General features: G+C 66.5%; 10 protein-coding genes and 1 tRNA gene. 5 read left to right on the top strand and 6 right to left on the bottom strand.

What is annotated here, in order from left to right; genetic code table 11:
- Positions 1–16: 16 nt before the first annotated feature.
- From XcuCFBP2542_RS09045 to XcuCFBP2542_RS09025, 5 genes are all read left to right on the top strand, one after another.
- Positions 17–1,615 (top strand): cytochrome ubiquinol oxidase subunit I, encoded by a 1,599-nt coding sequence (locus XcuCFBP2542_RS09045; protein ID WP_104603251.1) that lies wholly within the window; start codon positions 17–19, stop codon positions 1,613–1,615.
- 16 nt (positions 1,616–1,631) lie between these two features.
- Positions 1,632–2,783, top strand: a complete 1,152-nt coding sequence (gene cydB / locus XcuCFBP2542_RS09040) for a cytochrome d ubiquinol oxidase subunit II (RefSeq protein WP_104603250.1) — start codon at positions 1,632–1,634, stop codon at positions 2,781–2,783.
- A gap of 76 nt (positions 2,784–2,859) precedes the next feature.
- Positions 2,860–2,970: a cytochrome bd-I oxidase subunit CydX gene (gene cydX / locus XcuCFBP2542_RS09035; protein ID WP_104603249.1), complete on the top strand. Its 111-nt coding sequence runs from the start codon at positions 2,860–2,862 to the stop codon at positions 2,968–2,970.
- A 58-nt stretch (positions 2,971–3,028) separates the two neighbouring features.
- Positions 3,029–3,105 (top strand) — tRNA-Pro (locus XcuCFBP2542_RS09030).
- An 85-nt stretch (positions 3,106–3,190) separates the two neighbouring features.
- Positions 3,191–4,456, top strand: a complete 1,266-nt coding sequence (locus XcuCFBP2542_RS09025) for a CynX/NimT family MFS transporter (protein WP_104603248.1) — start codon at positions 3,191–3,193, stop codon at positions 4,454–4,456.
- Here XcuCFBP2542_RS09025 and XcuCFBP2542_RS09020 read toward each other — a convergent pair.
- From XcuCFBP2542_RS09020 to XcuCFBP2542_RS08995, 6 genes are all read right to left on the bottom strand, one after another.
- Positions 4,437–6,350 carry a CocE/NonD family hydrolase gene (locus XcuCFBP2542_RS09020; RefSeq protein ID WP_104603247.1) on the bottom strand — a complete coding sequence of 638 codons (1,914 nt, stop codon included), beginning with the start codon at positions 6,348–6,350 and terminating at the stop codon, positions 4,437–4,439. The genes XcuCFBP2542_RS09025 and XcuCFBP2542_RS09020 overlap by 20 nt on opposite strands.
- A 269-nt stretch (positions 6,351–6,619) precedes the next feature.
- The gene (locus tag XcuCFBP2542_RS09015) at positions 6,620–7,864 is read right to left on the bottom strand and encodes a glutamate-5-semialdehyde dehydrogenase (protein ID WP_104603246.1); all 1,245 of its coding nucleotides are present in this window, start codon (positions 7,862–7,864) and stop codon (positions 6,620–6,622) included.
- Between the two features lie 138 nt (positions 7,865–8,002).
- Positions 8,003–9,163 carry a glutamate 5-kinase gene (proB, locus tag XcuCFBP2542_RS09010; RefSeq protein ID WP_104603245.1) on the bottom strand — a complete coding sequence of 387 codons (1,161 nt, stop codon included), beginning with the start codon at positions 9,161–9,163 and terminating at the stop codon, positions 8,003–8,005.
- A 10-nt stretch (positions 9,164–9,173) separates the two neighbouring features.
- Entirely contained in the window at positions 9,174–9,434 is a 261-nt protein-coding gene (locus tag XcuCFBP2542_RS09005) for a YciI family protein (protein WP_104603244.1), read from the bottom strand.
- Positions 9,431–9,790 carry a cupin domain-containing protein gene (locus tag XcuCFBP2542_RS09000; protein WP_104603243.1) on the bottom strand — a complete coding sequence of 120 codons (360 nt, stop codon included), beginning with the start codon at positions 9,788–9,790 and terminating at the stop codon, positions 9,431–9,433. The genes XcuCFBP2542_RS09005 and XcuCFBP2542_RS09000 overlap by 4 nt, the downstream gene beginning before the upstream one ends.
- Positions 9,790–11,085, bottom strand: coding sequence for an argininosuccinate lyase (locus XcuCFBP2542_RS08995; protein ID WP_104603242.1), 1,296 nt, complete (start codon positions 11,083–11,085; stop codon positions 9,790–9,792). The genes XcuCFBP2542_RS09000 and XcuCFBP2542_RS08995 overlap by 1 nt, the downstream gene beginning before the upstream one ends.
- Between the last annotated feature and the right edge of the window lie 93 nt (positions 11,086–11,178).

The raw sequence follows: 11,178 nt of genomic DNA, 5'->3' as shown, positions 1-11,178 counted from the left end.
ACCAGGCCCGCCCGCCATGATCGACTCGACCGTTGTTGAACTGTCGCGGCTGCAGTTCGCAATCACCGCGATGTACCACTTCATCTTCCCGCCACTCACCATGGGCTTGTCGTTCCTGCTCGGCATCATGGAAAGCGTCTACGTCATGACCGGCAAGCAGATCTGGCGGCGCATGACCATGTTCTGGGGCGTGCTGTTCGGCATCAACTTCGCCATGGGTGTCGGTACCGGCATCGTGATGGAGTTCGAGTTCGGCATGAACTGGTCGTACTACAGCCACTACGTGGGCGACATCTTCGGTGCGCCGCTGGCGATCGAAGGGCTGATGGCGTTCTTCCTGGAAGCGACCTTCCTGGGCCTGTTCTTCCTGGGCTGGGACCGGCTGAGCAAGGTGCAGCACCTGGTCGTCACCTGGCTGGTGGCGCTGGGCAGCAATTTCTCGGCGCTGTGGATCCTGATCGCCAACGGCTGGATGCAGAACCCCGTCGGCGCGGTGTTCAACCCGGACACCATGCGCATGGAGGTGGTGGATTTCGTCGCGGTGCTGTTCAACCCGGTGGCGCAGGCCAAGTTCGTGCACACCGTCAGTGCCGGCTACGTGCTGGGCGCGGTGTTCGTGATGTCGATCAGCGCGTTCTACCTGCTGCGCGGCAAGCATTTGGAGATGGCGCGTCGCTCCTTCGCGGTGGCCGCAGCGTTCGGCCTGCTGTCGTCGCTGTCGGTGGTGGTACTGGGCGATGAAAGCGGCTATGCGGCCAACGAACACCAAAAAATGAAGCTGGCCGCGATCGAAGCGATGTGGGAGACCGAAGCCGCACCAGCCGACTTCACCGCCTTCGGCATCCCCAACCAGCAGACCCATCGCAACGATTACGCGATCAAGATTCCCTACCTGATGGGCCTGATCGCCACCAGATCGCTGGATACGCCCATCCCCGGCATCATGGAACTGGTGGAACGCGCCGAACACCGCATCCGCGGCGGCCAGATCGCCTACGGCGCACTGCAACGCATTCGTGCCGACAAGAACGATGCCGAAGCACGCAAGGTCTTCGATGCGCATTGGCAGGACCTGGGCCACGGCCTGTTGCTCAAGCGCTACCGCGACGATATCGGCAATGCCTCCCCCGAACAGATCGCGCAGGCGGCGATGGACACCGTGCCGCGGGTGCTGCCGCTGTTCTGGACCTTCCGCATCATGGCGGCCATCGGCATCTATCTGATCGCCTTCTTCGCGGCAGCGTTCTGGCTCGCCTGCAAGCACAACTTCCAGGAAAAACGCTGGTTCCTCACGCTGGCGGTATGGACCTTGCCGCTGCCGTGGATCGCGATCGAATGCGGTTGGTTCGTTGCCGAATACGGCCGCCAGCCATGGGCGGTGGAAGGCGTGCTGCCGACGTTCTACGCGGCCTCCGGGCTGGACCTGTACGAGATCGTGCTGACCCTGGTGGGCTTCACCGCGCTGTACACCACGCTGCTGGTGATCGCGATCAAGTTGTCGCTGAAGACCATTCGCAAGGGATCGGACGTGTTGTTCCCGCCAGCCCCGGCGAACGACGCACCCGCACGCAATGCTCCGCCCAGCCACGGCGCCGTGGCCGGCAGCGCCCCGTAATCGAAGGAGAGACCTCATGGATTTCGTTTTGCTCGACTACGCCACCTTGCGCGTGATCTGGTGGCTGTTGCTGGGCGTGCTGCTGTCCGGCTATGCGGTGATGGGCGGCTTCGACCTGGGCGTGAGCGCGCTGCTGCCGTTCGTTGCCAGCGACGATGTACAGCGCCGGCTGGTGATCAACACCATCGGCCCGGTCTGGGAGGGCAGCCAAGTCTGGCTGATCCTGGGCGGCGGCGCGATCTTCGCTGCGTTCCCGCCATTGTATGCAGTGAGTTTTTCCGGGTTCTACCTGGCGATGTTCGTGATCCTGTTCGCGTTGATCCTGCGCCCGGTGGGCTTCAAGTTCCGCGGCAAGCTTCCCGATCAACGCTGGCGCGACACCTGGGACTGGGCCTTGTTCGTCGGCGGCTTCATTCCTGCGCTGATCCTGGGCGTGGCGGTGGGCAACGTGCTGCTGGGCGTACCGTTCCACTTCGACGACAGCATGCGTACGTTCTACACCGGCAATCTGCTTGGGCTGCTGTCGCCGTTCGCGTTGCTGGCCGGCCTGCTCAGCGTGGCAATGTTGCTCGCCCATGGTGCGGCCATGCTGGTGCTCAAGACCGATGGCCCGGTGGCCGAACGTGCCGCGCGCCTGGGCAGTATTGCCGCGTGGTGTGCGGTGGCCTTGTTCGCCGCAGGCGGTGCCTGGGTGGCGCTCGGCCTGCCCGGCTATGCGGTGACCTCGGTCCTGCCGACCGATGCGCAGTCCAATCCGCTGGCCAAGACCGCGGCGCTCACCGCCGCCGGTGGCTGGCTGCACAACTACCACAGCATGCCGGCAACCTTGCTGGCGCCGTTAGTGGGACTGCTGGGCCTGGCGATGAGCGCGCTGCTGTTGCGTGCGCGACGCGGCGGCCTGGCCTTCATCGCCTCCGGCAGCGGCATTGTCGGCATCATCTTCACCGTGGGGTTTGCGCTGTTTCCGTTCCTGCTGCCCTCCTCCACCGCACCCAGCGCCAGCCTGACGCTGTGGGATGCCTCCAGCAGCCGGCTCACGCTGTGGATCATGCTGCTGGCCACCACCGTGTTCATGCCGATCATCCTGGCCTACACCGCCTGGGTCTATCGCGTGCTGCGCGGCAAGGTCACTGCCGACCAACTGTCGTCCAATCCCAACGCTTACTGAGTCGCGTTGGTGCGGCAATGCGCAGGCGTCGCTGCAACCTGGCTTCTCACTTTCATCCACTTCAAGGAGCACACCGATGTGGTATTTCGCCTGGATTCTCGGCACCGGCCTGGCTGCACTGGCCGCCGTGCTCAACGGCATGTGGTTCGAAGCGCGCGAGCAGGAGCAAGGTCAACCGCCGCAGTAAAAAGTTGCGTCAAGTGCTTGCCGATTACGCACTGCCTATGTAACATACGCGGCTCCTTCGGGGTGTAGCTCAGTCTGGTAGAGCGCTACGTTCGGGACGTAGAGGTCGCAGGTTCGAATCCTGTCTCCCCGACCAGTTTCAAAACACAAAACCGGCCTCGCGCCGGTTTTGTGTTTTCAGGCGCCGCTGCACGGATGTGCACGGTGCGGATGGTCCTTGCATGTCTGTTGTTACTGCCACGCTCTCCCCGTCCGCCCAGCTGCGTGGTCGCGGGCTGGTGCTGGCCGCCATTCTGCTGTCGGCCTTCAACCTGCGCACGGCGGTCACCTCGCTGACGCCGCTGCTGGAACGCATCGCCGATGAGTACGCCTTCGGGGCGCCGACCATGGGCGCGCTGGGCATGTTGCCCACCGCCGCGTTCGCCCTGACGGGCGTCGCCACGCCTACGGTGTTACGCCGCGTCGGCCTGCTACAGACGGCGATGCTGTCGATGGCCCTGGCCACGCTTGGGCTGGTCCTGCGGCCGCTGCTGCCGGGCACCGGCGGGTTGCTGGCAGGCTCGCTGGTGGCGCTGGCCGGCATGGGCATGGGTAACGTGGTACTGCCGCCGTTGGTGAAGCGCTATTTCGGCGACCGCGTGGGTCGGGTCAGCACGCTCTACATCACTGTGTTGCAGGTGGGTACCTTGCTGCCGGCCTTGCTGGCAGTCCCGGTGGCCGACGCGCTGGGCTGGCGCAGTTCGATGGTGGTGTGGGTGCTGCCGGCCCTGCTGGCATTGGCCGCCTGGGCTTTGGTGCACACCAGTGCGGGGCATCTGCGTGCTACCGGCCCCGCCGCGATCACCCCGACCCCCGAAGCCGAAGGCCGCGTTGCGCGGACGGCCCTGGGCTGGGGCATGGCAGTGACCTTCGGCATGACCTCGCTGGTCACCTATTCGATGTTCACCTGGCTGCCCACGCTGCTGCGCGAAGCCGGCGGCTCGCCCGCCTTCGGCGGCACCATGGTGGCGCTGTTTTCGGCGTTGGGCATGGTCGGCGGGTTGACCATGCCGGCGCTGGCGGTGCGCATGCGCAATCCTTTCCCGATGGTGCTGGGGTGCGCGAGCTGCCATCTGTTCGCGTTCGCCGGGCTGTGGTGGGCACCGCTGGCGGCGCCGGTGCTGTGGGTGACCCTGCTCGGGCTGGGCTCCAGCACATTCCCGTTGGCGCTCGTGTTGGTCAACCAGCGTAGCCGCACCGCTGCCGGCTCGGCGGCGCTGTCGGGGTTTGCGCAGGGCGTGGGCTATACGGTGAGCTGCCTGGGACCGTTCCTGTTCGGCTGGCTGCACGCGCACAGCGGCGGCTGGGCGTTTCCGTTCGTCTTCCTGGTGATCTGTATCCTGATCCAGCTGGTGGCCGGCTGGGTGGCCTGCCGCCCGCAGTTGCTGGAAGACAGCTGGGCGCCGCCGGCACGCGGCGCCCGTGCGGTCAGCGCACCGGCAGAGTGATGTAGCTGGGCTGGTCGGGCGTCACATAGACGCGCTGGGTGGCCTTTTGGTAGTCGCCCGGCTTGGCGAAGAAGATGTTCGGCACATAGGTCTGCGGGTTGCGGTCGTACAGCGGAAACAGGCTGGACTGCACCTGCACCATGACCCGGTGGCCGGGCTGGAAGATGTGGTTGGCGGTGGGCAGACCGAACTCGAACGCCAGCGGCTGATTGGGCGCCAGCGGCTTGGGCGCGCTGAAACTCTCGCGATACCGTCCGCGGAAGATCGCCAGCGACACCGGCAGTTCATAGCCGCCCATCTTCGGGCTGGACGCCATCTCATCCGGATACACGTCGATCAACTTCACCACCCAATCGCTGTCGCTGCCGCTGGTGGAGGCCTGCAGATGCACCTGCGGCGCGCCGGCAATCTGCAGCGGCGCGGTCAGCGGCTCGGTGACGAAGGTCAGCACATCCGGACGCCCGTCCACGAAACGCTGGTCGTGCACCAGCCAGGTGGTCCACATGCTGCGGTCAGCGAAATCCACCGGGCGCGGCACGAACGGTACCGGCTTGGCCGGATCCGAGACGTATTCTTCGAAGCCCGGCTGCCCGGCGGCCGGTGCCTGGAACGACAGCTTGCCGCCGGCCTGCAGATACAGCGGCTTGCTGGTTGCCGCGCAGCCCTTGGCGCAACTGCGCGGCCAGGACTGCAGGCGGTCCCAATGGTTCTCGCCGGTGTTGTAGATGAACACCGGTGGCGTGCTGGCCTTGGGCGCGCCGTCGACCAGGTATTGGTCGAAGAACGGGCGCAACACCTCGGAACGGAACTGCCGCGCGGTATCGCCGTTGAAGTTCAGCGCGCCCAGCGAGCTGCCGTCGTAGTTCACCTGGCTGTGCCGCCACGGGCCCATCACCAGATAGTTGAGCGTATTGCCTTTATCGCGCGGTTCCATCGCCGCGTAGCTGTGGATCGCGCCCCACATGTCTTCCTGGTCCCACAGCCCCTGCAGCCACATCGTGGGCACCTTCAGCGGCGTGCGCGCCATCACCTTGTCCAGCGCCTGCTCCTGCCAGAACGCATCGTAGGCGGCGTGTTCGGTGAGCTTGTGCCACCACGGCAACTGCTCCAGACCGGCCGCCTTGGCGAAGTCGCCGGCCGAGCCGGCACGCAGGAAGTTGCTGTAGTCGTCATGCCCCTGCCGCGCGATGCCGGTGCCCTTGCCGCGCTGGGCAAGCTGGCCGGTGAAGTAGTCGAAGTTCACCTGGCGGAACGCGCCGTAGTTGAACCAGTCATCGCCCATCCAGCCGTCGATCATCGGGCTTTCCGGCACTGCCACCTTGAGCGCCGGATGCGGGTTGGTCAGCGCCATCACCACGGTAAAGCCCTCGTACGAGGACCCGATCATGCCAACCTTGCCGTTGGATTCGGCGACGTTCTTGACCAGCCAGTCGATGGTGTCCCAGGCGTCGGTGGCATGGTCCACCTCGCTGGAATTGAGCGGGCCGCGCAGCGGCCGGGTCATCACGTAGTCGCCCTCCGAGCCGTACTTGCCGCGCACGTCCTGGAACACCCGGATGTAGCCGCCTTCGACGAAGACATCATCGCCCTGCGCAAGCAGGTCCTTCATGTGCGGCGAGGCCATGCGCTCGGTCCGCCCGCTGGCGTCGTATGGCGTGCGCGTCAGCACCATCGGCGCCTTGTGCGCGCCCTTGGGCAGCACGATCACGGTGTGCAGCTTGACCCCGTCGCGCATCGGGATCATCACCTCGCGCTTGATGTAGTCGTTGGCGGCATCGCTCGCGACGAAGGGCTTGCCGGTGATGTCCGGCGTCATCGCCGCAGTCTGGGCGAAGGCGCTGCCGGTGGCGGCGGCAATGGCGGTGGCGAGCAGGCAGGCGGCAAGACGGCGCATCGACGACTCCGGATAGCATGGTTGGGGGGCAATTGCCGACTGTAGGCAAGCCCGCGCCTGCCGGGGGAGTGTCAAAGGTCGTGGTTGGTGGATTGGCGCCAGCGCCAGGAGAGGCGGCATGCGGGTAGGCTGGCCTGACCGACCAAGGTCAGGGGAGCGGAGGGTGACGCGCCGCCTGACCACGCCTGCGGCGCGCGTTGATGCCTTGCGCGCGCGTACTGTCGATCAGCGCCGGAGTGCAGCGCCTTCTGCTGCGCGCCAGCCAGCGCTCAGTGCCGGACCTGACCTTCGCCGCGCACCACGAAGCGCTCCACCGTCAAAGCCTCCAGCCCCATCGGGCCATAGGCATGCAGGCGCGTGGTGGAGATGCCGATCTCCGCACCCAGACCGAGCTCGCCGCCGTCGGAGAACCGCGACGAGGCATTGACCATCACCACCGCCGCGCGCAATGCCTGCACAAAACGTTCGGCATTGGCCGCATCGCCGGTGGCGATCACTTCGGTGTGGTCCGAGCCGTAGGTGTGGATATGCGCCAGCGCGGCGTCCAGATCCGGCACCACCCGGATCGCCAGGATCAGGTCGAGAAACTCGGCGGCGTAGTCTGCCTCGCTGGCAGGGGCAATGTCCGGCAGCAGCGCACGCGTGGCTGCATCGCCACGCAACTGCACCTTGCGCGCCTGCAGGGCGTGGGCAGCCAGCGGCAGAAAGCGGTCTGCCACATCGGCGTGCACCAGCAGGGTTTCCAGCGCGTTGCAGGCCGAGGGGCGGCTTGCCTTGCCATCGACCAACAGGCGCACCGCCAGCTCCAGGTCGGCCGAGGCGTCCACGAACAGATGGCAGACGCCTTTGTAGTGCTTGATGACCGGCACCCGCGCGTGTTCGGCGACGAAGCGGATCAGGCCCTCGCCGCCGCGCGGGATCGCCAGGTCGACGATGTCGGTCAGCTGCAACAACTCCAGCATGGTCTCGCGGCGCAGGTCCTGCACCAGCGTCAGGGCTGCCTCCGGCACTTCTGCCGCGCGCAAGGCACGCTGCAAGGCCTGCGCGATCGCGGTGTTGGAATGGATCGCTTCCGAACCGCCGCGCAGGATCACGCCGTTGCCGGCCTTGATGCACAGCGCCGCCGCATCGGCGGTCACGTTGGGACGCGCTTCGTAGATCATCGCGATCACGCCCAGCGGCACGCGCACCTTCTGCACCCGGATGCCGTTGGGACGGGTGTCATCGCGGGTGACCTGGCCGACCGGATCGGGCAGCTGCGCCACCTCGCGCAATGCGGCAGCGATGCCAGCCAGGCGCTTGTCGTCCAGCGCCAGCCGATCGAGCATGGCGGTGCCGGTGCCCTTGGCGCGCGCAGCATCGAGATCGCGCGCATTGGCGGCAAGGATCGAGGCTGTGTCGGCTTCCAACGCGGCAGCCATCGCCTCGAGCAGATCCTGCTTGGCCTGCGCGGAAAGCTGCGAAAGCACCTGCGCGGCATCACGACATTGCAGGGCGAGGGATTTGATGGTCATTGGGGGAATCGGGAGTGGGGAATCGGGAATGGTAAAAGCGGGCGCCACCACTTTACGGCAACGAAATCGGCAGCGGGAAAGTCAGCTGGAAACGCTGTTGCGATTCCCGATTCCCGATTCCCGATTCCCGATTCCCGGCTACAAAAGCACCAGGTCGTCGCGGTGCACCACGTTCTCGCCGTAGCTATACCCAAGCACGTTGTCGATCTCGCGCGAATGGCGGCCGGCGATGCGGCGGATATCCAGCGCCGAATACTGGCTGACCCCGCGCGCCAGACAGCGCTCGCCGTCGGCGTCGCGCAGGCGGATCTCCACCATGTCGCCGCGACGGAAATCGCCTTGCGCACCGGCCACGCCGCCGGGCAACAGCGAGGCGCCCTTCTCGCTCAGCGCGGTGGCCGCGCCCGCATCGATCAGGATCGCGCCGGCTTCCACCGGGGCATGCCGCAGCCAGTACTTGCGTGCGGCAATGCGCGTGCGCGCGGCGTGGATGCGGGTGCCGCGCAGGCGGTCCTGCGCCAACCCACGCACCACCTCGCCACTGCGTCCATTGAACAGATAGGTTTCGATACCGGCTGCGCCGGCCTTGGCGGCAGCCTCTAGCTTGGTGCGCATGCCGCCGGTGCCCACGCTGCTGCCGCTGCCGCCGGCCATCGCCAATACCTCGGGCGTGAGGTCGGGCACCTCGTCGAGCGCGCGCGCCATCGGGTTGCTGCGCGGGTCGGCGCTGTACAGCCCGTCGATGTCGGTCGCGATGAACAAGGCATCGGCATCGACCAGCGCAGCGACGATCGCGGCCAGGTTGTCGTTATCGCCCAGCTTGAGCTCGTCCACCGACACGGTGTCGTTCTCGTTGATCACCGGCAGCGCACCCAACCGCAGCAGTTCGCCCAGGGTGGCGCGCGCATTGAGGTAGCGGCGGCGGTTGCGCAGGTCGTCGTGGGTGAGTAGCACCTGCGCCACCGGGCGTTCGAAGAAGCGCTGCCACAGTGCGATCAGTTGCGCCTGCCCGAGCGCGGCCAGCGCCTGGCGCGCGGCGATCGGCGCACCGATCTCGGCGGCCTTCGGCAGGATTGCGCGGCCGGCAGCCACCGCGCCGGAGGACACGATCACCAGTTCGCGCCCGGCTGCCAGATTGGCCGAGACGAACTGTGCCAGCCCCAGCGCAAAACGCGGCGACAGGCCGCCGCCATCGGCGGCGAGCAGGCTGCTGCCAACCTTGAGGACCGCGCGTCGCCATGGCGGCAGCACTTGCTCGATAAACGGGGACACGGCATCCGCAGCCGGTGAGGTCGTCATGGGCGCGGCCTCAGCGGATGGTCCATTCGTGCACGCTCAGCTCGGAGGCCTGCAGGGTCGCCAATGGATCGCTGGCAACGATGGCCTGCGCCTGCGCCAAGGTGTCCACATTGCACAGCACATAGGCACCGCCGCTGCCGTCGGTGAACCCGCCGGTGAGATGCAGCTTGCCCTGTGCCCGCAGCGCCTCCAAGAAGTCGCGATGCGGCTGGATGGCGGCATCGTTGAAACTGGGCAGGCGCATGGCCAGGACCAGATAGAGCGTTGTCATTGCGGAAATTCCTCAGTGGCCGCATAGCGATCGCCATGGCTATGCGGCGAAGACACCACCAGGAAGCGCACATCGGCCATCGATGCGTTGCGCATCTGGTGAGCCGCGCCGGGCGGCACATGCAGACCATCGCCAGCGCGCAACACATGCGCGGTGCCGTCCAGTTCCAGCACCGCCTCGCCGTCGAGGACGCGGAAGAACTGCCGCGCGCGCAGGTGCCGGTGGCAGGTTTCGCTGGCACCGGGCGGCATGCGCTCCTCGATGACGCTCAAGTCCGGCACATCCAGCAAATGCCAGCCATCGCAGGTTCCACCCCAGTGGTAATGCGGGGCCGAGGCACGATTGACGACGCTCATCAGACCAGCGCCTGCCAGCGTGCCCGCAACACATCCAGCTGCAGGTCTGCCGCCGCACCGGGCGAGACGCGTGCAGCCAGGCTGCCTTCCGGCGTGCGCCCCTGCCCTGCAGTGTCCGAGGCTTCGGCGGCGGCCTTGTAGGCATCGCGGAACGGCACCCCGGCCACCGCGGCTTCCACCGCCACATCGGTGGCATACATGCCCGAATCGATCGCCGCCTGCAGCTTGTCCGGACGCCATTCCAGGTTGGCCAACAGCGCCGGCAGCAATTCCAGCGCGGCCAGGCCGCGGCCGAAACCGTGCACGATGGCGCCCTTGCTGCTCTGCAGATCGCGGTGGTAACCGGACGGCAGCGACAGCAGCTGTTCGATCTCGGTACGCGCCGCCGCCACGCTGGCGTGGGTGGCGCGCATCAATTCGATGACATCGGGGTTGCGCTTGTTGGGCATGATCGAGCTGCCGGTGGTGTACTGCGCCGGCAACGCGACAAACGCGAACTCGCCGCTGGTGAACAGCGACAGGTCCCAGGCGATACGCCGCAGATCCAGCGTTGCGCTGCCCAGCGCCTCGAGCGCGGCCAGCTCGTACTTGCCGCGCGAAAGCTGCGCATAGATCGGCGAGACCTGCAGCCGCGCGAATCCCAGCGCGGCGGTGGTGTGCGCACGATCCAACGGCAGATTGACGCCGTAACCGGCCGCGGTACCGAGCGGATTGCTGTCCACCAGCTGCAAGGTGGCGTTGGCGCGCACCGCGTTGTCGATGAAGGCCTCGGCCCAGCCGGCCCACCACATGCCCGCCGAAGACACCACCGCCCGCTGGATATGCGTGTAACCAGGCACCGGCAACGCCGCCTCGACCTGGGCGCGGTCCAGCGCCACCTTGGCGATCTCGCGACTGAGTTCGGCCACGCGCTGCAACTTGTCCTTCAACCACATACGTGTGGCTACCAAGATCTGGTCGTTGCGGCTGCGCCCGGTATGGATCTTGCGGCCGGCATCGCCCAGGCGCTCGGTCAGGCGCGCTTCGATGGCCGAATGGCAATCCTCGTACTGCTCGTCCAACACGAAGGCACCGCTGCGGAAATCATCGGCCAACACCGCCAGCTCGCGCTTTAGACCGGCCAGCTCGTCGGCGTCAAGAATGCCGATGTGCTGCAGGCCTTGCGCATGCGCCGTGCTGGCAGCGATGTCGTACAGGAAGAACTCGCGGTCCAGGATCACGTCGCCGCCGGCCAGGAAGGCCTGGATCTTGGCGTCCACCGCCACACCGGGTTTTTGCCACAACAGATTGGTCATCGGAAAGCGTCTCAAGATAAATCGTCTGATTTAAACCCCCGCACATGGATGTGCGGGCTCTTGCGAGGGACTCGCATCATAGAGGTGCGGGCT

This window comes from Xanthomonas cucurbitae (genome assembly GCF_002939885.1).
Lineage (GTDB): Bacteria > Pseudomonadota > Gammaproteobacteria > Xanthomonadales > Xanthomonadaceae > Xanthomonas > Xanthomonas cucurbitae.
The sequence above is the reverse complement of the archived record's forward strand: the minus strand, read 5'-3'. Positions and strand labels throughout refer to the sequence as shown.